Consider the following 23280-nt stretch of genomic DNA (forward strand, 5'->3'; position numbering starts at 1 on the left):
ATCCGATGTTGCGCAATTCCGCGTTTTTAAAACTGCTCGGCTTCCGCCTGCTGGTGGTACTGGCCTATCAAACCACGGCCACCGTGGTCGGCTGGCATCTTTACGAATTGACCCACGACACGCTGGCCCTGGGGCTAGTCGGTCTAGCGGAGGTGATTCCGTATTTTTGCTGTGCGTTGTTCGCCGGCTATGCGGTCGATCATTATTCGCGGCGCTGGTTCGGCGTGGCCGCCAGTCTGCTGCTGTGCCTGAACGGCCTGTTGCTTGTCGCCGTCGCGGCCGGCCGCATACCGGGTAGCGCGGAATCGTGGATTTACGCCGGTATCGCCGGCACCGGCGTGGCCCGCGCCTTCATAGGCCCGACTTACGGCGCCTTGTTCGCGGCGGTTTTGCCGCGCGAACTTTACGCCCGAGCCGCCGGCCTGGGCAGCTCGGTGTTTCAGTTCGGTTTAGTGGCCGGCCCGGCGCTGGGCGGCTTGTTGATCGCGGCGGCCGGCAAGATCGCCGCCTACGGCGTGGCGGCAGGACTCGCACTGACCGCGGCCTTGGCTTTATTGCTGCTGCGCATCCAGGCACGGCCGCCGGCCGCCGCGGCGCCGATCTTCGCCAGCATCGGCGAAGGCCTGCGCTTCGTGTTCGGCAACCAAATCGTACTGGGCGCGCAGGCGCTGGACATGTTCGCGGTGTTGTTCGGCGGCGCGATGGCGATGCTGCCGGCCTTTGTCCAGGACGTGTTTCACTACGGTCCGGAAGGCTTGGGCATCTTGCGGGCCGCGCCGGCGGCCGGCGCGGTATTGACCGGCCTGGCCCTGGCCCGCTTCCCGTTGGAGCGCAATGCCGGGCGCTGGCTGTTGGCGGCGGTGGCCGGCTTCGGCTTATGCATGATCGGTTTCGCGCTGGCGCCGCTGTTCTGGCTGGGCGCGGCGGCCCTGATGTTGTCCGGGGTTTGCGACGGCGTGTCGGTGGTGATGCGCAGCACCATCATGCAACTGGCGACGCCGGATGCAATGCGCGGCCGGGTCACCGCGATCAACGGCCTGTTCATCGGCTCGTCGAACGAACTGGGCGCGTTCGAGTCCGGCCTCGCCGCGCGTTGGCTGGGGCTGATTCCGTCGGTGATCTTCGGCGGCACGATGACGCTGCTGGTGGTCGCCGCCACCGCCGTCCTGGCGCCGAAATTACGCAAACTGGATTTGAAACAACTCCAATAAGCCAGGCCGTCAGCGGGTTTGCATCAGACCGTCCAACGTCAAGCCGCAACTGGGCGCGAAGACGTCCATGAAAAACACCACTTCCGGTTGCTGCAAGGCCTCGATATCCACCGCCAATTGCGCGGCGGCCAGCTCGAACTCGGCATTGCCGGCCTTCAATTCCGCCTGACATTTCAAATAGGCCGAAATCTTGTCGGCCGCCTTGACCAACTGCCGCTGCGATTCCGGCAACAACGCCTGGCACAGCAGCGCTTGAAAATCGCCGCGCAAGGCGTCCGGCAACAGATTCAGCAACTCGGTTTCGGCTTGGTGCTCGATGCGCCGATAGGCGCCGAGAATTTCCGGAGAATGGTATTTGATCGGCGTCGGTAAATCGCCGGTGATGACCTCGGTGACATCGTGGTAGAGCGCGGCGGCGGCGACCGCGTTGGCATCCACGTCGCCGCCGAAGTAGCGGTTTTTGATCAAGGCCAGCGTATGCGCGATTACCGCCACTTCCCAACTGTGTTCCATGACGTTTTCGGCATGGGCATTGCGTTTCAAGCCCCAGCGTTTGATCCAACGCAGGCGCGACAAATACGCGTAGAAACTGCTGACGATGCCCGAAGCGGTCATGCCGGCCAAGCTCAATCGGCGGGTCCGCGCCCGGCCCGGCTATTGTAAAACTGCTTGGCGGTGCGGCCGTTCTTGGCGGCGTGCAAATGGGCGAAATCCAGCGCGGCCTTGTGCAAAATCGCTCGGTCGCCGGGATAATCCGGAAAATAACTGTCGACGATGTCCAGATAGGTCTGGGTATGCTGCGGATAAAACGCCAAGCGCAGACCGAAGCGATCCGACAGCGAAATTTTTTCCTCGATGGCGTCCGAATAATGCACTTCGCCGTCGATCAAAAGCGTATCCAGATTGTCGCTCATCCGCTCGGGCAGCAAATGCCGGCGATTGGAGGTCGCGTAAAACTTGACGTTCTCCGGCGGCAGTTCGATAGAACCTTCCAGCACGCTTTTCAGCGGCTTGTAGAGCGTATCGCCGGCTTCGAACGACAAATCGTCGCAGTAGACGATAAAGCGCTGCGGATGCTCGCGAATTTCGTCGACGATTTCCGGCAAATACAGCAAATCTTGTTTATCCACTTCGATGACCCGCAACTCGCGGTCCTTGTACGCGTTCAACAAAGCTTTGACCAACGACGACTTACCGGTGCCGCGCGCGCCCCACAACAAGGCGTTGTTGGCCGGTTGGCCGGCCAAAAAGCGCTCGGTGTTCGACACCAATTGGCGTTTTTGCTCGTCGATGCCGAACAACTGCTCCAGCCGAATCGGATCGATCTCCCGTACCGGCCGTAGATAAGCCTGGCGCTGACGCCAGATTGCCGCATAAGTTCTGTTCCAATCTATCATGTCGTTTTCCAAGTATGGCCGGCGGCGCCGACGTTGCGAACATCGGCGTTCGATTGTCTAATTTTTAGTCAATTTAACATCAGTGTAGTCGCGACAACAACTTAGCCGACTCGGTAACGGCTTGCCAACAGACTTATCCACAGCTTTTGTGAACAAGTCCTTAGTCATGTGGAAATCATCGATTCCATACTATGCCGACTATCCGTCCCAACGCGGTGCCATGCCGCGCCGGCCGGATCAGCCGGCACTCGCCAGCGGCACGGTATCGACTTCCCGGCGGGCCTGAGCCGCCGCGACGACCATCGCCGCCAGCGCCGGCCTTACTTCATGCCATTGCCGGGTTTTCAGACCGCAATCGGGATTGACCCACAGCCGCTCGGCCGGAATATGGCGGGCGGCCAGCGTCAACAGTTCCAACATTTGCGCGCTGTCGGGGATGTTAGGGCTGTGGATGTCGTAAACGCCGGGCCCAATATCGTTGGGATAGCGATACTCGCCGAAAGCGTCCAGCAAGGCCATATCCGAGCGCGACGTTTCGATGGTAATCACGTCGGCATCCAGCTCGGCGATCGCGGCGATGATGTCATTGAATTCCGAATAACACATGTGGGTGTGAATTTGCGTTGCATCGCCGACGCCGCCGGCGCTGATTCGAAACGCCCGCGCCGCCCAATCCAGATAGTCCGGCCAATCGGCGCGGCGTAGCGGCAAACCTTCGCGAAAAGCCGGTTCGTCGATTTGAATCACCCGAATGCCGGCCTTTTCCAAATCGACCACTTCGCCGCGAATGGCCAGCGCCAATTGATAGGCGGTTTGCGCCCTGGGCTGGTCGTCGCGAACGAAAGACCAGTTCAGCAATGTGACCGGCCCGGTCAACATGCCCTTGACCGGCTTGTCGGTCAAATATTGAGCATAGCGACTCCAAGCCACCGTCATCGGCTTGGGCCTGGAAACATCGGCGTAAATGATCGGCGGCTTGACGCAACGGGAACCGTAGGACTGCACCCAGCCGTGCCCGGTAAACAGGAAGCCGTCCAATTGCTCGCCGAAATATTCGACCATGTCGTTGCGCTCCGGCTCGCCGTGTACCAGCACGTCCAGGCCCAGCGCCACTTGTTCGCGGATGCACTGTTTGATTTGGCGCTCCATGAAAGCCCGGTAATCGGCATCGGCCAGCTCGCCGCGCTTAAAGTCCAAGCGGGCCTTGCGAATTTCAGGGGTCTGCGGGAAAGAGCCTATCGTCGTGGTCGGAAACAGCGGTAGATTCAATTCGGCCTGCTGCGCGGCCCGCCGGATCGGGAACGGACTGGCGCGCTGGTCCAGATCGCCGGCCAGCCCGCTTGGGAGGCTCGCCGCGCCGCTACCCAAGCTCGCCGCGCGCTGCCGCGCCGCCACGGCCGCCAACGCCGCGTCCCATTCCGGTTGAGCGGCATCCACGCCTTCCGCCAACACCAAACGCAGCAACTCCAATTCGGTCAATTTCTGTTTGGCAAAAGCCAGCCACGGTTTGACGGCTGGGTCCAGCCCGGTTTCGCGCTCCAGATCGATAGGCACATGCAACAGCGAGCAGGACGGCGCCAGCCACACTTCGCCCTGAAACGCCCGCCGCGCCCGATCGACAGTCGCCAACGCCGCCGCCAAATCGCAACGCCAAACGTTGCGGCCATCGATCAAACCCAGCGACAGCACCTTGCCGCCGCCCAGCTCGGCCAGCACGTCGAGTTGCCCGCCGCCGCGGGTCAGATCCAGATGCAAGCCGGCCACCGGCAACGCGCAAGCCAGGGCCGCGTTGTCGCCCAAGCCGCCGAAGTAGGTCGTCAGCAACAGCTTCGGCGCCGGCGCTTGTAGCTCTGCATAGGCCGTCGCTAACGCGGCGCGCCAGTCTTCCGGCAAGTCCAGCACCAAAATCGGTTCGTCGATCTGCACCCATTCCACCCCTTGCTCGGCCAATCCTTGCAGAATTTGCCGATACACCGGCAACACGCGCTCCAGCAGGCTCAGTTTGTCGAAATCGCCGACGCTTTTCGCCAGCCACAACCAGCTAAGCGGCCCGAGCAACACCGGTTTGGGTCGGTAACCCAGCGCCTGTAACTCGCGAGTTTCGTCGAACAAGCGCCGGCTGGACAATGCGAAAACCTGGTCCGGGCTCAACTCCGGTACCAAATAGTGGTAATTGGTGTCGAACCACTTGGTCATATCCAACGCCCGGCAGCCGATGCCGTCCGCGCCGCGACCGCGCGCCATCCGGAAATAGGTGTCGAAATCGACCTCGCCGCCGGCCCATTCAAAGCGCGGCGGCAGCGCGCCCAGCATCGCGCTGGTATCCAACACGTGGTCATAGTAGGAAAAGTCGCCCACCGGCAGATAATCCAATCCGCAACCGGCTTGCAAATGCCAATGTCTGATGCGCAGATCGGCGCCAACCGCGCGCAGTTGGTCGGCATCGATTTCGCCGCGCCAATAGCGCTCCAACGCAAATTTCAGTTCGCGGCTCTTGCCGATCCGGGGAAAACCTAAATTGTGAATTTTAATCATCGATAAATGCCTATTGTTGAATGTTTTACAAGTCAGGCATTGTATTCAGGCATTTGAGTGACGATAATCGATGCTTTCTCACCAATTCATGAGATAAATTCATAATTATGGAATTGATTCACTTGCGCATCCTGCTGGCTTTGCAGCGCCACGGCACGCTCGGCGCGGCCGCCGAAACGCTGTTCCTGACCCAGTCGGCGTTGTCGCATCAAATCAAAAACCTGGAGCAACGCCTGGGCGTGACATTGTGGTACAAGCAAGGCCGTTCGCTGGTGTTGAGTCAAGCCGGCCGTTATTTGTCGGAAGTGGCCGAGTCGGTGATCGCCACCGTCGATTCGGCGGAAAACCACTTGGCCCAGTTGGCCCGGGGCAAAACCGGCAAACTCACCATCGGCATCGAATGCCACGCCTGCTACGAATGGTTCCGCAACATCCTGCAACCCTATTTGCGGGCTTGGCCGGATTTGACGGTGGAAGTCACCTCGCGCTACCGCTTCGAGTCGTTCGACGCCATTCGCCAATACAAACTGGATGCGGTGCTGACCTCCGACCCGATCGATAACGGCCTGCTGAGTTACCAGCCGCTGTTCGATTTCGAGTTAGTGTTGATCGTCGCCGACAGCCACCCGCTGGCCGGCCGCGCGGAAATAACGCCGTCCGATCTGCGCGGCGAAACCGTGTTGACCTACCCGGTGGCTCGCGAGCGGCTGGACATGTTCCGCAAGGTGCTGCAACCGGCCGGCATCGAACCCGCCGCGCATCTGCAAGTCGAGGAAACCGACATCATGCTGCAACTGGCCGCCGCCGGCCGCGGCGTTTGCCTGCTGCCGGAATGGCTGCTGGCCGACAAATCCGCCAAACTGGGTTTGACCGGGCTGCGCTTTGCCGGTCTACCCATCGCCAAGACCATGTACTTGGCTTGCCGACACGCGGATGCGGAATTGGAATATTTGCGCTGGCTGGTGGAACATGCTGGCGGAGCGGTGGGGTGAGGCGGACCAAACGTTGAAAGCCTTCCGCGGATACGAACCCTGGATGCGCTGGTTTGTATCGCAAAACACCACATTCATCCGATTGTGCTTCGCTAACTTAAGCGGGCTGCCCACCGCCCGATTTACGCGCGGCGCGCCGCAATTCTTGCGAAGTCCGTCCGAACACATTCAAGCAACTGCGGCACATTTTTTCCACGGAACCAAAACCCACATCCTTGGCGATTTGTTCGAGGGGCTCCAGCGCTTCTTCGATTCTGGGCCGCGCGACGTCTAGTCTAAGCCGCTCGATGGCTTTGGCCGGCGTCATGCCGGTGGCATTAAAAAAGTCCGGCTAAATTGGCGGGGACTGATGCAAGCGACTTCGGCAAGGCGCTCGACCGATAACGATTCGCGCAAATGGTCGCGGGCATAACAAAGTACGTCCCTAACCCGCCCGGATGTTGGTGTGATATCCAGGATAGCCGAAAATTGCGATTGACCGCCCAAGCGGCGGTGGTAGACCACCATATCCTTGGCAACGCTTTTAGCGACCGAGGAACCGAAATCGTCCTCGATCAGCATCAAAGCCAGATCTATGCCGGCGGTCAATCCGGCCGCCGTCCAAATATTGCCTTCTTTGATGTAAATCCGGTCTATATCGACCAGCACTTTGGGATAGCATGATTGCAACAATCCCGCATAGCGCCAGTGCGTGGTCGCTCTGCGGCCATCCAGCAATCCGGCGGCGGCAAGCAGAAACGCCCCGGTGCATACGCTCACGACGCGATTACCCTGACGGGCGCTTTCCGAGAAGAAGTCCTTGGTTAAGGCGTTCAAACCGTAGACATGTGCCGTCGGGCCGCCAACGGCCACGATGGTCTGATTGTCGCCAACTTTGGCCAATCTTTCCGTCGCTATACTTAATCCGGCGCGGTCTTTAATCGCGCCACCCGTCACGGACACCACGCTAAATTGGTATTGGCCGCCGTAAAGTTCGTTGACCAAATTAAACGCCGAGCACGGACCGCTTAAATCGAGCAATTCGAATTCCGGATAGACGAAGAAAGTGATTTGTCGCTTCATTTAAGTTAGCCCGCTAGGAACTTACCTGTTACTGAATCGAGTTCATGCCGAAATGCGCAGAACAGCACCGCCCGGGATATTAGTGGAATGGCACGGTTCGTTTTAGCTAGTGTCAGCCTTGTGCCTGTCTCTGATAAGCCGCGACGGCCCCTTGGCTATACGCCTGAATCATATCGTCGATTAAATTCGAGTATTTCCCGGCGATCACCTTGCCGGCATTTTCAAGCGTGCCAGGGCCAAGCGGCGGATGGGGGTCGTATTCGAGAACCAGGTTAGCCAATTCAGCGAATTCGCGTCCAAAAGCAACATCCACCACCATCAGCGCAGCTTCAAAACTACCAATGCTGGGTCTTGCGGTATACAGATTACCATCGACCACGACACTGCCGCCGCTAGTTACGACCTCCGCCGCACCCAACTGATGCAGCAGCGACAGCGAATTCAGGCTCGTGGTCACGCGCTTGCCTTCCAAAAGACCGGCCGCGCCCAGTAAAACCACGCCATTGCAAACGCCGATCAGGTATTTAGCCTGGCGGCCTTGCTTGGCCACAAACGCGATGACCTCTGGATCGTTAGTGGTTTCCGGCGCCAGCATCGGCACGGCCAGCACATCCAGCTTTTCCGGACAATCTGAAAACGTGGTGGTCGGTTGGGTCCACCAAGCCGGGAAACCTTCCACCAAATCGAGCGATTTCCACAGCAAATGGATTTCAGCCCCCGGACAGAAGCCGAAAACCGCCTGTATCCCGACCATATCCATCGGCAGGAACCCCGGCCCGATCACGATACCGACCCGAAACGGCCGGGTGCCGGACGGAGACATGGCTTGCGCGAAGCGTTGATAGGAAGGAAGTGGCTGCGATTGGTTTTTTTGCATCATCGTTTGATCTCCGAAAATGTTAAGGATGTTGGGGCAGCGCCGCCCATGCGCATGATGACAAATTCACCCTGGTGCCTAAATGACATAAAAACCGCAATTTAGGACATTTGTAACTGATGTTTGTGACCTTCAATCCAGTAGGATGCGTTAAACAAACCCTACTCAGTAAAAAATCACGCCAACCAATTCTCCATCAATAACCACGGCACGCGTTCGAACTCCCGCAAGTTGTTGCTGACCAGTATCAAGCCATGGCTGCGGGCATTAGCGGCGATATGCAGGTCGTTGACGCCTATCGGCTGGCCGATCTTCTCCAACGCGGCGCGTATGCCGCCGTAATGCATCGCGGCGCTGTCGTTGTAAGGCAATACCTGTAAACGGCTGCAAAAGTCTTCTACCGTGGCAAGATTTCGCTCGGGAAATTGGCTTTTCTCGGCACCGTGGATTAATTCGGCCAGGGTCACGGCGGAAATCGCCATGCGGCCGTGATGCCGGTTGAAGGTCGCCAACACCTCGATCGGTCGCCGCTTAATCACATAGATGACGATGTTGGTGTCGAGCAGATATTTCAGCATGCGCTTAAAAACTCTCGCGCTCGCCTTGCTGCTGGCCAGGGCGTTCGTTTAGAAAATCGTCGCTGACGCTGGGACCGTCGAGAAAAAACTGTCCCAGGCCGCGTCCGCAGGGGCAATGATGCGCTCCTGCCCGACGGCACGAACCTCAACTTTTTTGACGCTGTCGGGAAAGCGCATGTCGGCGGGCAGGCGCACGGCCTGACTGCGGTTGTTGGTAAATACGGTACTGGTCGCCATGGGTGACTCCGAAATGCTATATACGCACAACATATCCCAGCGTCCGTATCACATCAATCAGGCCTTCGACGTGTCTCGACAGATTCCAACGCGGCGTTCGCCAACCATCCGGCAGGACAGTCACCGAAGCGAGCGGCGGCCTGCCGGTATCGATTCCCAGGCACTATATACGGGAAATTTTAATAAAACATTCACAATATATAGTGAATATCGCCTTGACAGATCGTTTTGCCCCGCCTAAACTCCCTCGCCGAGACGGTTCCCCCCGAAGGGGATTAAAAGGGAATCCGGTCGGCGCTTGCGTTTCTCGCATGATCGCCGGTAAGCCGGAGCTGCCCCCGCAACTGTAATCGGCGAGTCTTGGTTCAAGCATGTCACTGGACGCGAGTCCGGGAAGACGAACCCAGGCGACGACCCGAGAGCCAGGAGACCTGCCCTCGAAACCTTTATCAACCGGGAGCGGGGTGTCTCCGAGGGCGATGGTCGATGTCGCGGATTGGGCCTTACCCGGTCCGCGCCCACCGTTGCGGCTTTGCGCCTCCCCGCTGCCTTCGTGGAGAATCGCATGGACACCGCCACCGCCCGACCTATCACCAACACCTCCGGCACCGAAGCCGTTCATCACAGCCCACTACCCGCGCGCGATAGCGGCTTGGAAGTCATCCGCCGCGATAGCTCCGTGGTCGCCTTTCAGCCGGAAAAAATCGCCGTCGCCATCACCAAGGCCTTTTTGGCGGTCGAAGGCCAGCAAGGCGTCAATTCGGCGCGGATTCGCGAGCAGGTGGCCGGGTTGACCGCCAGCGTCGTCGAGGCGTTGACCAGGCGTCTGCCCGGCGGCGGCACCGTGCCTATCGAAGATATCCAGGATCGGGTGGAATTGGCTTTGATGCGCTCAGGCGCCCACGACGTAGCCCGCGCCTATGTGCTGTACCGGGAGAAACACGCCGAGCAACGCGCTGCCCGGCAAGCCGGCGACAAACCCGCTCCCGCTTTGCACGTGGACGACGACGGCCAACGCCTGCCCTTGGACAGCGCCGGGTTCATCGCCTTGTGCCGCGAGGCCTGCGCCGGGCTGAACGATGTCGATGCCGAGACGGTCTGGACGCAAACCCTGCCCAATCTGTACGACGGCATGCCGCTGGCGGCTGTGCGCCAGGCCCTGGTGCTGGCCGCGCGGACCTTGATCGAAGCCGAACCCGATTACGGCAAGGTCGCCGCGCGCTTGTTATTGAGCAATTTGCGCCTGGAAGTACTGGGCATGGCGGCGACTCAAGCGGCGATGAGCAAACATTACCCCGCCGATTTCGCGGCATTCATTGCGGCCGGCATCGCCGCCGAATTGCTGGACCCGCGTCTGGCCGAATTCGACTTGGAAAAGCTGGGTCAGGCTCTACTGGCCGAGCGCGATCTGCAATTCGACTATCTGGGCTTGCAAACCCTGTACGACCGCTATTTTCTACACGTCGACGGCCGCCGCATCGAATTGCCGCAGTGGTTTTTCATGCGGGTGGCGATGGGCTTGGCGCTAAACGAAATCGACCGCGAGGCGTGGGCGATCGAGTTTTACCGTCTACTGTCCAGCTTCGATTTCATGTGCTCGACGCCGACCTTGTTCAACAGCGGCACCCGCCACCCGCAACTGTCGTCGTGCTATCTGACCACGGTCTCCGACGACTTGGACGGCATTTATCAAGCCATCAAGGAAAACGCGCTGCTGCAAAAATACGCCGGCGGCCTGGGCAACGACTGGACGCCGGTGCGGGCGCTGGGCAGCCGGATCAAGGGCACCAACGGCCACAGCCAGGGCGTGATTCCGTTTTTGAAAGTGGTCAACGATACCGCCGTCGCGGTCAATCAAGGCGGCAAGCGCAAGGGCGCGGTGTGTGCCTATCTGGAAAACTGGCATCTGGATTTCGAGGAATTTCTGGAGCTGCGCAAAAACACCGGCGACGATCGGCGCCGTTGCCACGACATGAACACCGCCGCCTGGGTATCGGACCTGTTCATGCAGCGGGTAAGAAACAACGGCGACTGGACCTTGTTTTCGCCGGTGGACACGCCGGACTTGCACGAGCTTTACGGCGCGGCCTTCGCCGAAGCTTACCGAGCCTACGAGGCCAAGACCGAGCGCGGAGAGATTAAATTGTTTAAACGCATCGGCGCGGTACAACTTTGGCGCAAGATGCTGACCGTGCTGTTCGAAACCGGCCAGCCGTGGCTTACCTTCAAGGACGCCTGCAATCTGCGTTCGCCGCAGCAACACGCCGGGGTCATTCATAGCTCCAATCTGTGCACCGAAATCACGCTGAATACCTCGGTCGACGAAACCGCCGTTTGCAACTTGGGTTCGGTGAATCTGCCGGCGCATTTGGTCGAACGCGGCGGCGTCTGGCAATTGGACAACGACAAGCTGCGCCGCACCGTCGCCACCGCGATGCGGATGCTGGACAACGTCATCGACATCAACTATTACGCGACGGCCAAGGCCCGTAACGCCAACCTGCGCCACCGTCCGGTTGGGCTGGGCATGATGGGCTTCGCCGATTGTCTGCAGCGCATGGGGTTCGGTTACGCCAGCCCGGAAGCGCTGGAATTCGCCGACCGCTCGGCGGAAATGCTGTGCTATCACGCCTACCAAGCGTCGGCGGATTTGGCCGAGCAGCGCGGCCGCTACAACAGCTTCGCCGGTAGCTTGTGGCAGCAAGGTTTGTTGCCGCCGGACACGCTGGAACGCTTGGCTGAAACGCGCGGCGACTTGGGCGTGCCGTCCGGCGGACAGTTGGATTGGCAAGCCTTGCGCGAGCGCATCGGCCAAGTCGGCATGCGTAATTCCAACTGCATCGCGATTGCGCCGACCGCGACCATTGCCAACATTGCCGGCGTGTCGGCGACCATCGAGCCGATTTATCAAAATCTGTACGTCAAATCCAATCTGTCCGGCGAATTCACCGTGGTCAACGCCGCACTGGTCCGCGAGTTGAAGGCGCTGGGTTTGTGGGACGCGGTGATGGTCGCCGACTTGAAATACTTCGACGGCTCGCTGGCCGCCATCGAACGGGTGCCGGCCGACCTCAAGGCGCGTTTTGCCACCGCGTTCGAAATCGACCCGGAATGGCTGATCGAAGCCGCCGCCCGCCGCCAGAAGTGGATAGACCAGTCGCAGTCGCTGAATTTGTACGTCGCCGCGCCGACCGGCAGTAAACTGGACCGTTTGTACCGGCTAGCCTGGCAACGCGGCTTGAAGACCACTTACTATTTGCGCGGCTTGGGGGCGACGGCGATGGAAAAAGCCGGCGGCACTGGCGATTACGGCTCCTATACTTCGCGTGGAAACCCGGTGGAGGACGCTCCGAAGGCGGGAACCGCAGAGCGGTTCGAACTGCATTCCCACGCTGAGCGTGGGAACGATATAAAAGTCTGCTCGATCGCCGACCCGGATTGCGAGGCCTGCCAATGAAGGCTGGATTAGCATTCGACGATTGGGATTTGCCGGTCGCGCCAGTAGACCAGGGTGAAGCATTTAAAGCTGGAGTAGCGGCGCCGGACCTGTCGGAAGCCGGTGCAGGACGCGAGGCGCTTCCAGACGAATCGGCTTTACCTCCGGTCGATGCCGAACAAAAACGGGTGGTCAACGGCCAGGCCGACATCAACCAATTGGCGCCGTTCAAGTACCCGTGGGCCTGGTCGTTTTTCCTGAATGCCAACCGCAACCATTGGACGCCGTTGGAAATCTCGATGGCGCGGGACGTACACGATTATCAGCACAAACTGACGCCGGCCGAGCGCCATGTGTTCGAGAACGTGCTGGCTTACTTAACCACTTCCGACATTCTGGCGATGCGCAACATCGGCCTGGCGGTGATGGAAAAAATGACCGCGCCGGAATTGCAAATCTACCAGGCCCGGCAAGTTTACGAGGAAGCGCTGCACACTTGGAGCTACCAGCATTGCATCGAAACCCTGGGGCTGGACCAGCGCGAAATCTATAACCGCTACCGGGTGGTGCCGGAAATTCAGGCCAAGATCGCGCTGGCCAACCGCCGCTTGCACGGCGTGCTGCAATCCGGCCGGCCGTTGACCGACCGCGACGCCTTGCACGAATTTGCGATGGCTTATCTGTTTTTCGCCGCCGTGTTCGAGGGCTGCTGGTTTTACAACGGCTTCAGCCCGGTGTTTGCGTTGCAGCGGCGCGGCCTGATGACCGGGACCGCCGAACAACTTCAATACATCATGCGCGACGAAGTGCTGCACTGCGCGTTCGGCATCCGCGTGGTGCGGCAATTATTGGATGAAGAAAACCTGGTCCTCGACGCCGATGCGCTCCGCCGAATGTGGGACGAAGCCGAAGCGGCGGAAGCAGATTACGCCGGCTACCTGCTACGCGAACCGATCCTGGGCTACAACGCCGGCTTGCATATCGAGCAATTCCGCTTTGTCGCCAATCGTCGCACCCGGCAGCTTGGCCTCATCGAGCCTTTCCCCGGCGCCAAAAACGTCTTACCGTGGCTGGACGAACAGGCCAATCTACGCAAGGAGAAAAACTTTTTCGAAACTCGCGTCACCGAATACCAGAGCGGCGGCGCGTTGGCGTGGGACTGAAGGCTCAACGCAAGCTCGCGAGCGGCCGCAATTTCGCCACGAACCGGTCCTGGCCCTGGCTCCGCGCCAGGCTGGCTGCGCTGTTGCCCAACGCGTCGCGCAGCTCGGGATCGGCACCGTGTCGCAGCAGCAGTTCGGCGATGGTCTCGCGGTCGAATAGCGCGGTCAGCATCAACGCGGTCTGGCCGAGCCGATTACGGTGATTGACGTTGCAACCGGCGCTTTCAACCAGCCAGCGCGCGGTCTCGAGGTCTCCCTTGAATGCGACGCCCATCAAGGCATCGTTACCCTTGGTATCTTCGGCGCAAGCGTCGGCGCCGGCCGCGTGCAGCGCTTGCACGGCCGGTAGATGGCCGTGGTAAGCGGCCAAAATCAATGGCGGATAGCCGTCTGCGTTGATCGTATTCACCGCGCCGCCGCGCTGTACGTACTCGGCAATTCCGGCCAGATTACCTTCGCGAGACAATTCGTAGATGTCCGCCGCCGGCAAGGGGTCAGCGACCAGGGCCAGCGCGATGCCGGCTAAACGAATGAGTTTAGAATTCATCGGTATCTCCGATTCAATCAAGAATGGCACAAGCCAGCATGAGATGCGCCGCATCCAATCAGGAGGTCAACAAACCATGCGGGCTACCGAGAGCAGCTACCCATTCAAAGGGATAGGTTATAGTAACCACCATGCCGTTTAAAAACTCCCGCCCCTCCGATCGCACGCGATGAATCTACGTGACTTGCAATATCTGATTGCCGTCGCCGATTTGCGCAGTTTCGGCCAAGCCGCCGAACGCTGTTTCATCAGCCAACCGACCTTGAGCACTCAAATCAAAAAGCTCGAAGACGAATTGGGTATACAAATTTTCGAACGCACCAATAAAAAGGTATTGCCGACCGAACTCGGCGAGCAAATCATCGCCTCGGCCCGACGCATCCTGAAGGAACAAGCCAACATCAAGGAATTGGCCGCCACCGCTCAAGACCCGCTGTCCGGCAATCTGCGCTTGGGCGCGTTTCCGACGTTGGCTAGCTATTTGTTTCCACAGCTGGTACCGCTGATCAAACACGCGTTACCGCGCATACGCTTGATACTGGTCGAGGAAAAATCCGAACAGCTGTTGCAACAACTGCGTGGCGGGCAATTGGACTGCGCGTTGCTGGCAATGCCGATTTATGAGGATTTTCTGAATAGCCAGCCCCTGTTCGACGACGAGTTTTTATTGGCGGTACACGACGGCCACCCGTTGATCGATAAAGCGCCGGTCGTGGCGGACGATTTGAACGGCGAACGCTTGCTGCTACTGGACGAAGGCCATTGCTTGCGCGGTCACGCCCTGCAAGTCTGTCGGACGGTTGGCGCGGACGAGGAGCAGGACGTACGCGCCACCAGCCTGGAAACCTTGCGACAGATGGTCAGAGCCGGAACTGGCATTACCTTGGTGCCGCGCATCGCGGCGCGCGCCGAGGCCGGGCTTCGCTATCTACCGTTTCAGCCGCCGGCACCGAATCGAACGATAGGCCTGGTTTGGCGCAAGACCAGTGCCAGGGACGCGCTGATCCGCGAACTCAGCGGACTGATCCGAACTGCGAGCGGCCTGACGCCGTCGCTTTGAGCGCCGCCGGCGCGACGCGGTCGAGTTGGGAAAACCGCAGATATTCGTTTCGGTAATCGGTCAGCCAGAACGGATTCGCCAGAATTTGATCGACGTCCAGTATATAAGGTATGCGCTGGCCGCGGAACTCACAGGGATTGCCGGCTTGCGTCATCTGGAAGCCTTCTTTTTTTACCGCGTGAGCCAAGGATGGCGACACCAGAATAAACCAATGCTTGACGCCGTTACGGGCGCAATACAGCACGGCGGCCCGGTACAAACCCCACATCAGGCTTTTACTCTGTTGACGGTAAGCCCGCAACATCGTGACGTTGCCACCCAAATCCTCGCTGCCCGGCTGAGCCACGCGACGGGCCTGCTTGATCACGCATAAGCGGGAGATCTCCACCGCCTGCAGATATTGCTCTTCCGAAATCGGCGCGACATCGTTGCATTTGTGCTCGAACGGAAACTCGAAGCACTGCGGGTATACCAAACGCAATCCGCCCAACCATTGCTTGGAGAGTTTATCGCGCACCAAAAAATGCACCGAATGATGGTCCCATTCGTCGTACTCCATTTTGTCCGGAAAACGCGATTTATCTTCGTAGCCCATTTCGTCGCAATAGACTTGGTACCTCAGATTGTAATGAATACGCTGGCTCTCGGGGGTATCTGCCAAAACGACCTCGAAACAACTATCGAAGGTGTGCTGCTGGAAAACCAAGTGAATACTCCTTTAAATTTCAGTGACCGCACTCCCAGTTTACTTTGGGAGCCAGTGTAGGATTTCGATCATCGCGGGGCTGAACCCTGCCTCGCGGCTTGCCTCGTTAGCGCCCTTGCCAGTGAACTCGAGAGCTTATGAAAAACAATCCAGATACCACGCCTAAGCCATTGTTTCTCTTATGCCGGTACTTTTTCGAGCGTATACGGGACCTGAGATTAGCCCATCCAGATGAGATTAACCCTGAAGTTTTGATTAAAATTAAATGAAGACCACCCGGCATTATCCCATCCATTTCGCGGCAAGCAGGCGGGCGCGAACCTACCGAATTCCGGAATTCCCACTACTATTGCATTATGACCAAGGCGGCGACGTTAGGATGAACTTTAAAAAACTGATTTCTTTCAAGGCCCTGACCGCGCTGGGCTTCGTCGCGACCGCAATCCCGCTGTTCGTTGCCGCTGTTCATTCGGCGGCCACGATGCGCGAGGCCTCGGCATTGGGCAGAGAATTGAATACCCGAATATTCGAGCAAACCCAAAACATTCGGCTGGTGCTGCAAAAGACCTCGGACGTGGAGCGCAAGGCGCGCTTGTTCGTTTTGCTGTCCGATCCGGCGCTGCGCCAACCCTACGAGCGCGAGTCCTACGAAGCCACCCGAACCACCTTTAAGCAAGCGTTGAACGAACTATTGAAACTGCGGGTGGACAATCGTATCGCGCTGTTGGCCAACGAATTGGCCGAGAAAGAAGTCTTGATTTATCAGCAAATCATCGGCTCGGCCAGTGAAGACGATATCAAGCTTCCGTTGGATGAAGCCTTTCAAAGCTTGCGTGAATCGGCCGCCACCCTGTCCAGGGATTTTGAAACCTACGTGGATCAGCGCTTTCGGCAATTGAACCGCCAATCGGCCGCGCTGGAACGGGATGTCATGATCAAGGGCGGCTTGCTGGCGGCGATTTCCGCCTTGCTGGTGATCGGATTGGTCTATGTGCAAATGCGTGCCATCCGCCAATTGGAACGCGCGGTACGCGGCCTGAGCGGCGGTCTGGCCGAGCCGATACTGCTGGACGGCCTGGAAGATTGGCGACAACTCGGGAATCGCCTGGAATGGCTGAGAAACCGCCTGCACGAACTGGAATACGCCAAACATCAAACCATGGCCGGCATGACCCGACAGATCGCCACCCCGCTGGCCACGTTGAAGATCGGCCTACACTCGCTCGGCCATGGCGGCGATCCGAGTAACCTGCACGACGCGGTCGCCGACCTGCAAGCACTGTACGACGACTGCCTGCGACAGCTAAACGACAGCCAATTCAGCCAGGAGCCGGAAGAAAAAGACTTGATCGACCTGGAAAACTTGATCGACGAAGTAATCAGCGGACTGCGCGCCAAGTTACGCGCCAAGTCGCTGCATTTGAAGAAACAGACCCAACCGGCGGTCATTTCCGGCGTTGCCGACCAACTGCACCTGATCGTCGAACAGTTGTTGCTGCTAGCCTGGGCTCACGCGCCGGAAGACAGCGAAATCACGTTGCGCTTACGTCTCCAGGATACCGAATTGGAGCTGGAAATCGAAGACGAGGGCCCCGCCATCAATCCGGCGCTACGCAGCGCGATCCTGGAACCGTTTTTCCGGTTTCCGGCCGGCTCTTTCGGCGATATGGCCGAACTGAATCTGGAAACCGTCAAAACCTATATCGCCAACCACCAGGGCAAATTGGCCTGGGTGGACGGCGAACCCGGCCTGCACGGCAACCGCTTTCGACTATCGCTACCGATGCTCGACTAGAACCGGTAAAATCGCCGTTTAACCCGTGTAACAACCCGATGATGAAATCCAAACTCGCCGTTCTGAGTATCGCGCTTTTAACCGGCTGCGCCCAAATGGAACCCCAGCCCAGCCCGCCTACGCCAGAATGCTACACACCGCCGAAAGTAGCCAGCGAATTCGACCGGCTGCTCGCGTTCGCCGCGAAAACCGCCGAACTGACCCAAGCGGCTCGCGCCGAGCAATGCAAAGCACTGGTCAAACAAAACAAGGAGGCGCCGAATTTGACCAACCGGCTGCAAATTCTGGTTGGCCGGGTCTTGTCCGACACCTGCGGCGATATTGCGAAAATCCTTGACGACGTCGGTAACCTGCCGCCGGCGGCCTTGCCGGACGAAGCGATGAAGCAATTCGTGACCACCCAAACCGCGACGTTGAAGCAAATTCAAGGTTATTCGAAAAAACTCGGCAACCTGGAACGCAAACAACGAACCGCCCAACCGGCGGAAGCGAAGGAAAGGAGCGATGTCGGAACGCCGAAAACCGACGAGACCCGTTTATTGCGGGAAAAACTGGAAGCCATTCGCTCCATGGAAAAGCAACTCGACGAGAGCGGCGGCGACGCCAAATAAACCGCCATGTTTCGCCGCCGCCTGACGCTGGTCATCGCCATCTCGTTCGGCTTCGTGCTAACAATGGGCGGCACGATGTTCTGGGAAACGAATCAGGTCGCCGGTTATTTCCAACGCAGCCAGCGCGCTTACGAAGCCTTCGACCATTATCAGCGCCTGTCGCTGGAAGCTTACCGGCATTTTAAAGAACGGCTGGACCGTCTGATTACCGACAGCCCTGCCGCCCAAGCCGGCGTCGACACCTCCAAGCAGCACCTTTACGACGCGGTTTCCGCGTTACGCGCGACGGCGGTCCAACCCTCGGCGGAGGACCGCGCGGATTGGTCCGGGAAATCCGCGAACTGGAGCGAGTCGCCCATTTCACCGCATTCTTGGACGCCAGCAAATACCGTTTCGACGAAGTAGAGCGCTTGCGCCAACAAGGTAAACGCGAAAAAGCCACCCAGTTGCTGTCCAAATTTTCGGAAGAGGAAATCGACGGCAAATTTCAACCCTTGATAGATGTCGCGATCAATGCGGAGCGGGCCAAGGCCGACAAGGCCCGCGAGGAATTGGAAGCGCTGGTCAAACGCTCGCGCTGGCTGGCGATCGGCAGCGCCCTGCTGGCCGCCGCTTTCAGCCTGACGTCCGGCCTTTACTTGATGCGCGGTTTGCGCAAGCCGTTGGAAGCCTTGATGGCCGGCACCAACGAAATTGCCTCCGGGAATCTGCGCTATCGGCTGGCGCTGGACAGCGGCGACGAATTTGCCTACCTGGCCAAGCATTTCAACCAAATGGCCCAGGAACTCGAACGCCAGCAGGAAAAATTGCGCAAGGGCCGATCCGTGCTGGAACGCCGCGTCGCCGAACGAACCCAGGAGTTGCGCCAACTGAACGAAGAACTGCAAAGACTGGACAACGCCCGCCGCGAATTCTTCGCCGACATCTCCCACGAACTGCGCACGCCGATCACGGTAATCCGCGGCGAGGCCGAAGTCACGCTGCGCGGCCGCGAACGCGATCCCGAAGAGTACCAAGACGCGCTGCACCGCATCGTCGAACTGTCCGAACAACTGGGTAAATACGTCAACGATTTGCTATTCATGGCTCGCGCCGAAACCACGATGATGCAGTTCGAATGGGATGGGCTGGACTTCGCCGAATTGATCGGCGGCGCCATCGAGGATTTTAAAGTCATGGCCGAGGAGAATGCCTTGTCGGTATCCCTGCGCCTGCCCGATCACCCCGTATGGGTCCGCGGCGACAAACAACGCCTGCGTCAGGTGTTGTTCATCCTCGGCGACAACGCCTGCCGCTATTCCAATCCCGACGGCCATATCGCCGCCGCGCTAGTGGTCGAAAACGGCGAAGCGGTGTTTAGTCTCAGCGACCAAGGCATCGGCATTCCGGCCGGCGACCTCGAGCGCATCTTCGACCGCCACTTTCGTAGCGAAAACGCGTTACACTCCCGCGACGACGGCACCGGCCTAGGCCTGCCGATGGCGAAGTCGATATTGAAGGCCCACGGCGGGCGGATCTCGGTCAGCAGTACCGAGAGCGCCGGTTCGACGTTTACGATCGCTCTTCCCTTGTCCAAGCAATCCCCAACTGGCTAGCCATGAACGAAAAAAACCAATATACCCCTCCCCCGAAAACGGCTATATGCGAATCCTACTGGTCGAAGACGACAAGCGCATCGTCGACTTCGTGCAGCGCGGCTTGAAAGCGGAAGGCTATGCGGTGGAGCGGGCCGGCGGCGGCCAGGAAGCGATATTGCTGGCCGCCGAAGGCGGCTTTCAAGTCATTATTCTCGACCTGGGCCTGCCCGACATGAACGGCCGCGAGGTTTGCGAGCGGCTGCGCGAAAACGGCGTCGAAACGCCGATTTTGATGCTAACCGCCAAGGATACCGTACAGGATAAAGTCACCGGCCTGCGCGCTGGCGCCGACGATTACATGACCAAGCCCTTCGCTTTTGAAGAATTATTAGCCCGCATCGAGGCCTTGATGCGGCGACGCGGCGGAGAATTGAAAGTGGACGCCAAGGAATTGCGCATCGCCGATCTGACGCTAAACGGCGAGACCCACGAAGTCCGCCGCGGCGATAGCCCGATCGAGCTGACGCCCAAGGAATTCGCATTGCTGGAATGCTTTATGCGCATGCCCGGCAAGGTACTAAGCCGTACCCGTATTCTCGAACAAGTGTGGGGATACAGCGCCGACCCGCTGACCAATGTCGTGGACGTCTATATCCGACAATTGCGCCGAAAAATCGACGACGACTACGAGCCAAAATTGTTGAAGACCGTGCGCGGCTTCGGTTACAAGATGGACGCATCCTAGCCGCGAGACTCGCGCCAGCCCGCCCGGCGTGATTGGATATGCGACACGGGTTGGTCCGTTGAAAATGGTTTTCCGTAAATCACGGTCATGACCACGCGCGGCGATTGGTCACCGGAAGAATGTTAGCCCTACTAACGCTGATGAAACGGCGGCGTCGCCTCGGCAAATGAAGGTCAATGGCGTGGGAGCGGCTTTAACCGCGATTGACAACGCTCCGACACCGAATTGGGTGACCGCGTCCGGTGACTTTCATAGGAAAAAAGCTTTCGGTCATACTGACGCTGATAGCGACATTTGAAAGCATTGGCTAACAAGCGCAATGCAGCAAGCCATCCACACAAAAAAGGGCCGCGCGGCAAACAGCCGGCGACCCTTTTCTCCGCCTAACCGTGGCGTTTAACGGCCACCGGCCAAACGGCTTTCCAACTCCGACGCGACTAAAGCGTCATAGTGGCGTTGCAGCATCGAATCGGTTGGACGCGGAAACAGCGTCGCTTCAATTTCGGCTTGCAACTGTGCCAGAAAATGGCGTTTTAAAACCGAATCTTCCGGTACCAAAATACCGGAAAACTCCGTCACCGACTCGCCGGCCTTGGCTTTCGCCGCTACCGCCGTTTTGGATTGCGCGAAAATCGTGCAGCCCAGCGGCGCAAACGCGCAAACCGCCACCACCAGCATTACCAGGGATACCATCAACACTTCGATCATTTCATCACCTCTACAACTGAGCTTACACCGACGACGAACCGCGTCCCTCGTCCGCCGCAACGCTGAAAATCCGGGATTTTCAAGCCTCTGTTAAGCAATTTAGGTGCCATCAAAATCAAGACGATAAAACCCGCTTATATACAGGGTTTTAACCGATTTCGTCCAGAAATCCGGCGTCGAATTCGAGTGCGGTGTCCAACAACACAACAATTTGCCCATGGATTTGTCGCGCCCGCGACAATTTTCAACAGTCGGCACATGAACGCGAGGCGCCCTGCAAAACGCTCTCCGGTGATCCGGCGGCATTGCGGTCACCAACCTCACTTTGCGAGAGAAATCACTGCGTATTCCGGCCAAAATCTGTCAGCCATTCCGATTGAAAACCACCACCAGTTCCGATGCAAAGCAGACCATCGAATCCGATGTCATTACGCCAGAGTTGAATGACAGCTTTTGGAAGTGATGATAAGCAGACATTCAGCATATGGGATTAGCCGGGGTGATCGCACAGTTCAAAGTGTATAGGGCTGTAGGGCGGTTTCGCGATAGCAAACCGCCACAGGCCGCAAAGTTAGGGTGGATTGCCTATCGGCGATCCGCCCTACAAATCTGATACGCCTTACCGCGTTGGCTTGCCGCAAAGTCAGCTCGATGATGCAGAGGAAAAATGCAACGCGGCTTTCAGGATGGTCGGATCGCGCTTAAGGTGATAACACAAACGTTTGTACCAGTTACCAGCGACTTTTTCGTAGAGTCCAATTTCATTTTAAGACAAAATTGTTTTAAAACATAAATGTTTTAAAACAATTTTGTCTTAAAATGAAGTCTGTTGATAACCACAGGGGCATGCGATGGACTACACCAGCAAATCTTACGGTCGAAACGACGATGTCGCGGCCATCTACAAGCTGATCGATGCCGGCACAGATATTTCAATGCCGGGGCCACGTCGTTTGGGCAAAACATTCGTGCTGGAGCGCTTGGTCGAAGCGGGACATGTGCATGGCTGGGAAGCCATCAAGGTAGAAGTCGCGGGCTGCAAAGACACCCGAGGATTCTTTCGCCAGCTATGCGACAGGATTGGCAAACATAGATCGTCTGGAAAAAATATCGTTGCCTGGCTGAGCCAGCGGCTCGGACAAGCAATCGATCCGCGCACCGACACCAACGGTGCATGGTATCAGTCTTTCATTACGCTCGATCATGAGACCTATTTCGAGCGCTTGATCAAAGCCTTGCATGAGGACCCGAATCGACGGTGGTTGTTGCTGATCGATGAACTTCCGATCTTCCTTAAAGCTCTGCACGACCAAGGCCCGCAAGGCATCGAGGCAGCAAGAACTTTCATGAACCTCACCAGCCGTCTTCGAGTCGACTATCCAAATGTGCGTTGGTTGATCACCGGCTCGATTGGCCTGGAACCTCTGGCGCAAGCGGGCAACTACATGGGCGTTTTGGCCAAGTTCCAGACCTATGGCCTGACGACGCTGAGTGAAATTCAAGCTCGCGATTTTGTCATGGACCTGGCGCAAACGGGCCGACTGGTGGATCGGCAGCTGATTACTGTCGCTGAGGCGGACGCGATAGTTCAGGCCGTAGGATGGCGCGCTGCTTTCTATCTGGAGGCCCTGGCCAAGAAGCTTGCCGGCACGCCCACTGAAAACGCTCAGGAGGCCGCCGCCCTGATAGAAACAGCCATGTCGCGCCTATTGCAGCCCAACGAACTGGCGACTTTCGGAGTATGGGAAGAGCACCTAAGCAAGCATTACCCGGATGCTGATCGCGCCATCGCTATCGCCGTACTTAACTCACTGGCACCGCATCCACAGGGGCTCGATTTTGATAGGGTGCTCGCGGCGGTCAACCAGCCCAGTCTTACCCGGGAGTCGCTGCGCAAACTGCTGATGCGCCTGGATGTAGAAGGCTTCATCACGATTGATGACTGGGGCGCGGATAATCCCGTTGCGGCGTTTAGAAATGTACTGCTGCGCCGCTGGTGGACCCGCTTTCCGCCGCAAGCAAATTCCTAGACCCACTTATTCA

Annotated in this window: 22 protein-coding genes and 1 riboswitch; of the genes, 11 read left to right on the forward strand and 11 right to left on the reverse strand. The window is 58.4% G+C overall.

Annotated elements, in window-relative coordinates; genetic code table 11:
* Positions 1 to 5: 5 nt before the first annotated feature.
* A complete protein-coding gene (locus ACP4CD_RS14135; RefSeq protein ID WP_426991389.1) occupies positions 6 to 1211 on the forward strand; it encodes an MFS transporter in 1206 nt (401 codons plus the stop codon).
* A 9-nt stretch (positions 1212 to 1220) separates the two neighbouring features.
* Here the strand turns inward: ACP4CD_RS14135 and yfbR are convergent, their stop codons facing one another.
* The 3 genes from yfbR to metE form a co-directional block, all read right to left on the reverse strand.
* Complete coding sequence (gene yfbR / locus ACP4CD_RS14140; RefSeq protein WP_426994685.1) at positions 1221 to 1826, reverse strand: 5'-deoxynucleotidase; 606 nt, start codon at positions 1824 to 1826, stop codon at positions 1221 to 1223.
* 11 nt (positions 1827 to 1837) lie between these two features.
* Positions 1838 to 2608: an ATP-binding protein gene (locus ACP4CD_RS14145; RefSeq protein ID WP_313729156.1), complete on the reverse strand. Its 771-nt coding sequence runs from the start codon at positions 2606 to 2608 to the stop codon at positions 1838 to 1840.
* A 237-nt stretch (positions 2609 to 2845) separates the two neighbouring features.
* Positions 2846 to 5143, reverse strand: a complete 2298-nt coding sequence (gene metE / locus ACP4CD_RS14150) for a 5-methyltetrahydropteroyltriglutamate--homocysteine S-methyltransferase (protein ID WP_426991391.1) — start codon at positions 5141 to 5143, stop codon at positions 2846 to 2848.
* A 107-nt stretch (positions 5144 to 5250) separates the two neighbouring features.
* Here metE and ACP4CD_RS14155 point away from each other — a divergent pair, with 107 nt between their 5' ends.
* A complete protein-coding gene (locus ACP4CD_RS14155; protein ID WP_426991392.1) occupies positions 5251 to 6135 on the forward strand; it encodes a LysR family transcriptional regulator in 885 nt (294 codons plus the stop codon).
* Between the two features lie 97 nt (positions 6136 to 6232).
* Here the strand turns inward: ACP4CD_RS14155 and ACP4CD_RS14160 are convergent, their stop codons facing one another.
* From ACP4CD_RS14160 to vapB, 5 genes are all read right to left on the reverse strand, one after another.
* Positions 6233 to 6442 (reverse strand): helix-turn-helix domain-containing protein, encoded by a 210-nt coding sequence (locus ACP4CD_RS14160; RefSeq protein ID WP_426991393.1) that lies wholly within the window; start codon positions 6440 to 6442, stop codon positions 6233 to 6235.
* Complete coding sequence (locus ACP4CD_RS14165; protein ID WP_426991395.1) at positions 6439 to 7197, reverse strand: GlxA family transcriptional regulator; 759 nt, start codon at positions 7195 to 7197, stop codon at positions 6439 to 6441. Before ACP4CD_RS14165 ends, ACP4CD_RS14160 begins: the two co-directional genes overlap by 4 nt.
* A gap of 112 nt (positions 7198 to 7309) precedes the next feature.
* Positions 7310 to 8077, reverse strand: coding sequence for a DJ-1/PfpI family protein (locus ACP4CD_RS14170; protein WP_426991396.1), 768 nt, complete (start codon positions 8075 to 8077; stop codon positions 7310 to 7312).
* Between the two features lie 173 nt (positions 8078 to 8250).
* The gene (gene vapC / locus ACP4CD_RS14175) at positions 8251 to 8652 is read right to left on the reverse strand and encodes a type II toxin-antitoxin system tRNA(fMet)-specific endonuclease VapC (RefSeq protein WP_426991398.1); all 402 of its coding nucleotides are present in this window, start codon (positions 8650 to 8652) and stop codon (positions 8251 to 8253) included.
* Between the two features lie 48 nt (positions 8653 to 8700).
* Entirely contained in the window at positions 8701 to 8889 is a 189-nt protein-coding gene (gene vapB, locus ACP4CD_RS14180) for a type II toxin-antitoxin system VapB family antitoxin (protein ID WP_426991399.1), read from the reverse strand.
* 239 nt (positions 8890 to 9128) lie between these two features.
* Positions 9129 to 9342: riboswitch (cobalamin riboswitch) on the forward strand.
* A 112-nt stretch (positions 9343 to 9454) separates the two neighbouring features.
* Between vapB and ACP4CD_RS14185 the strand changes: the two genes are divergently transcribed.
* Both ACP4CD_RS14185 and ACP4CD_RS14190 read left to right on the forward strand, forming a co-directional pair.
* Positions 9455 to 12346 (forward strand): ribonucleoside-diphosphate reductase subunit alpha, encoded by a 2892-nt coding sequence (locus ACP4CD_RS14185; protein ID WP_426991401.1) that lies wholly within the window; start codon positions 9455 to 9457, stop codon positions 12344 to 12346.
* Complete coding sequence (locus ACP4CD_RS14190) at positions 12343 to 13488, forward strand: ribonucleotide-diphosphate reductase subunit beta (protein WP_426991402.1); 1146 nt, start codon at positions 12343 to 12345, stop codon at positions 13486 to 13488. Before ACP4CD_RS14185 ends, ACP4CD_RS14190 begins: the two co-directional genes overlap by 4 nt.
* Before the next feature lie 4 nt (positions 13489 to 13492).
* Here ACP4CD_RS14190 and ACP4CD_RS14195 read toward each other — a convergent pair whose 3' ends face one another.
* Positions 13493 to 14035, reverse strand: a complete 543-nt coding sequence (locus ACP4CD_RS14195; RefSeq protein ID WP_281022154.1) for an ankyrin repeat domain-containing protein — start codon at positions 14033 to 14035, stop codon at positions 13493 to 13495.
* A gap of 169 nt (positions 14036 to 14204) precedes the next feature.
* Between ACP4CD_RS14195 and ACP4CD_RS14200 the strand changes: the two genes are divergently transcribed.
* Complete coding sequence (locus ACP4CD_RS14200) at positions 14205 to 15095, forward strand: LysR substrate-binding domain-containing protein (RefSeq protein ID WP_426991404.1); 891 nt, start codon at positions 14205 to 14207, stop codon at positions 15093 to 15095.
* On the opposite strand, the gene ACP4CD_RS14205 is transcribed toward ACP4CD_RS14200, so the two are convergent.
* Positions 15049 to 15801, reverse strand: a complete 753-nt coding sequence (locus ACP4CD_RS14205) for a PEP-CTERM/exosortase system-associated acyltransferase (protein ID WP_064031284.1) — start codon at positions 15799 to 15801, stop codon at positions 15049 to 15051. The genes ACP4CD_RS14200 and ACP4CD_RS14205 overlap by 47 nt on opposite strands.
* Positions 15802 to 16180: 379 nt before the next feature.
* Between ACP4CD_RS14205 and ACP4CD_RS14210 the strand changes: the two genes are divergently transcribed.
* From ACP4CD_RS14210 to ACP4CD_RS14230, 5 genes are read left to right on the forward strand one after another with little or no spacing between them, the layout of a single operon-like run.
* The gene (locus ACP4CD_RS14210; RefSeq protein WP_426991405.1) at positions 16181 to 17596 is read left to right on the forward strand and encodes a sensor histidine kinase; all 1416 of its coding nucleotides are present in this window, start codon (positions 16181 to 16183) and stop codon (positions 17594 to 17596) included.
* Between the two features lie 38 nt (positions 17597 to 17634).
* Positions 17635 to 18207 carry a hypothetical protein gene (locus ACP4CD_RS14215; protein ID WP_426991406.1) on the forward strand — a complete coding sequence of 191 codons (573 nt, stop codon included), beginning with the start codon at positions 17635 to 17637 and terminating at the stop codon, positions 18205 to 18207.
* Between the two features lie 6 nt (positions 18208 to 18213).
* Positions 18214 to 18612: a hypothetical protein gene (locus ACP4CD_RS14220; protein ID WP_426991407.1), complete on the forward strand. Its 399-nt coding sequence runs from the start codon at positions 18214 to 18216 to the stop codon at positions 18610 to 18612.
* The gene (locus ACP4CD_RS14225; protein ID WP_426991408.1) at positions 18579 to 19802 is read left to right on the forward strand and encodes a sensor histidine kinase; all 1224 of its coding nucleotides are present in this window, start codon (positions 18579 to 18581) and stop codon (positions 19800 to 19802) included. Before ACP4CD_RS14220 ends, ACP4CD_RS14225 begins: the two co-directional genes overlap by 34 nt.
* A 46-nt stretch (positions 19803 to 19848) precedes the next feature.
* Positions 19849 to 20529: a response regulator transcription factor gene (locus ACP4CD_RS14230; protein WP_168029910.1), complete on the forward strand. Its 681-nt coding sequence runs from the start codon at positions 19849 to 19851 to the stop codon at positions 20527 to 20529.
* A 396-nt stretch (positions 20530 to 20925) separates the two neighbouring features.
* Here ACP4CD_RS14230 and ACP4CD_RS14235 read toward each other — a convergent pair whose 3' ends face one another.
* Positions 20926 to 21237, reverse strand: a complete 312-nt coding sequence (locus ACP4CD_RS14235; protein WP_168029908.1) for a hypothetical protein — start codon at positions 21235 to 21237, stop codon at positions 20926 to 20928.
* An 851-nt stretch (positions 21238 to 22088) separates the two neighbouring features.
* Here ACP4CD_RS14235 and ACP4CD_RS14240 point away from each other — a divergent pair.
* On the forward strand, positions 22089 to 23267 hold the full coding sequence (locus ACP4CD_RS14240; RefSeq protein ID WP_426991409.1) for a hypothetical protein: 1179 nt from the start codon (positions 22089 to 22091) through the stop codon (positions 23265 to 23267).
* Positions 23268 to 23280 lie beyond the last annotated feature (13 nt).

Origin of the sequence: Methylomonas stagni (genome assembly GCF_050154735.1) — a bacterium.
In the GTDB taxonomy this organism is placed as follows: domain Bacteria; phylum Pseudomonadota; class Gammaproteobacteria; order Methylococcales; family Methylomonadaceae; genus Methylomonas; species Methylomonas koyamae_A.

Bases quoted from the DNA above. Each gene is read 5' to 3' on its own strand.
- ACP4CD_RS14135 (WP_426991389.1), top strand. From the start codon at position 6: ATGTTGCGCAATTCCGCGTTTTTAAAACTGCTCGGCTTCCGCCTGCTG.
- yfbR (WP_426994685.1), bottom strand. From the start codon at position 1,826: ATGACCGCTTCGGGCATCGTCAGCAGTTTCTACGCGTATTTGTCGCGC.
- ACP4CD_RS14145 (WP_313729156.1), bottom strand. From the start codon at position 2,608: ATGATAGATTGGAACAGAACTTATGCGGCAATCTGGCGTCAGCGCCAG.
- metE (WP_426991391.1), bottom strand. From the start codon at position 5,143: ATGATTAAAATTCACAATTTAGGTTTTCCCCGGATCGGCAAGAGCCGC.
- ACP4CD_RS14155 (WP_426991392.1), top strand. From the start codon at position 5,251: ATGGAATTGATTCACTTGCGCATCCTGCTGGCTTTGCAGCGCCACGGC.
- ACP4CD_RS14160 (WP_426991393.1), bottom strand. From the start codon at position 6,442: ATGACGCCGGCCAAAGCCATCGAGCGGCTTAGACTAGACGTCGCGCGG.
- ACP4CD_RS14165 (WP_426991395.1), bottom strand. From the start codon at position 7,197: ATGAAGCGACAAATCACTTTCTTCGTCTATCCGGAATTCGAATTGCTC.
- ACP4CD_RS14170 (WP_426991396.1), bottom strand. From the start codon at position 8,077: ATGATGCAAAAAAACCAATCGCAGCCACTTCCTTCCTATCAACGCTTC.
- vapC (WP_426991398.1), bottom strand. From the start codon at position 8,652: ATGCTGAAATATCTGCTCGACACCAACATCGTCATCTATGTGATTAAG.
- vapB (WP_426991399.1), bottom strand. From the start codon at position 8,889: ATGGCGACCAGTACCGTATTTACCAACAACCGCAGTCAGGCCGTGCGC.
- ACP4CD_RS14185 (WP_426991401.1), top strand. From the start codon at position 9,455: ATGGACACCGCCACCGCCCGACCTATCACCAACACCTCCGGCACCGAA.
- ACP4CD_RS14190 (WP_426991402.1), top strand. From the start codon at position 12,343: ATGAAGGCTGGATTAGCATTCGACGATTGGGATTTGCCGGTCGCGCCA.
- ACP4CD_RS14195 (WP_281022154.1), bottom strand. From the start codon at position 14,035: ATGAATTCTAAACTCATTCGTTTAGCCGGCATCGCGCTGGCCCTGGTC.
- ACP4CD_RS14200 (WP_426991404.1), top strand. From the start codon at position 14,205: ATGAATCTACGTGACTTGCAATATCTGATTGCCGTCGCCGATTTGCGC.
- ACP4CD_RS14210 (WP_426991405.1), top strand. From the start codon at position 16,181: ATGAACTTTAAAAAACTGATTTCTTTCAAGGCCCTGACCGCGCTGGGC.
- ACP4CD_RS14215 (WP_426991406.1), top strand. From the start codon at position 17,635: ATGATGAAATCCAAACTCGCCGTTCTGAGTATCGCGCTTTTAACCGGC.
- ACP4CD_RS14220 (WP_426991407.1), top strand. From the start codon at position 18,214: ATGTTTCGCCGCCGCCTGACGCTGGTCATCGCCATCTCGTTCGGCTTC.
- ACP4CD_RS14230 (WP_168029910.1), top strand. From the start codon at position 19,849: ATGCGAATCCTACTGGTCGAAGACGACAAGCGCATCGTCGACTTCGTG.
- ACP4CD_RS14235 (WP_168029908.1), bottom strand. From the start codon at position 21,237: ATGATCGAAGTGTTGATGGTATCCCTGGTAATGCTGGTGGTGGCGGTT.
- ACP4CD_RS14240 (WP_426991409.1), top strand. From the start codon at position 22,089: ATGGACTACACCAGCAAATCTTACGGTCGAAACGACGATGTCGCGGCC.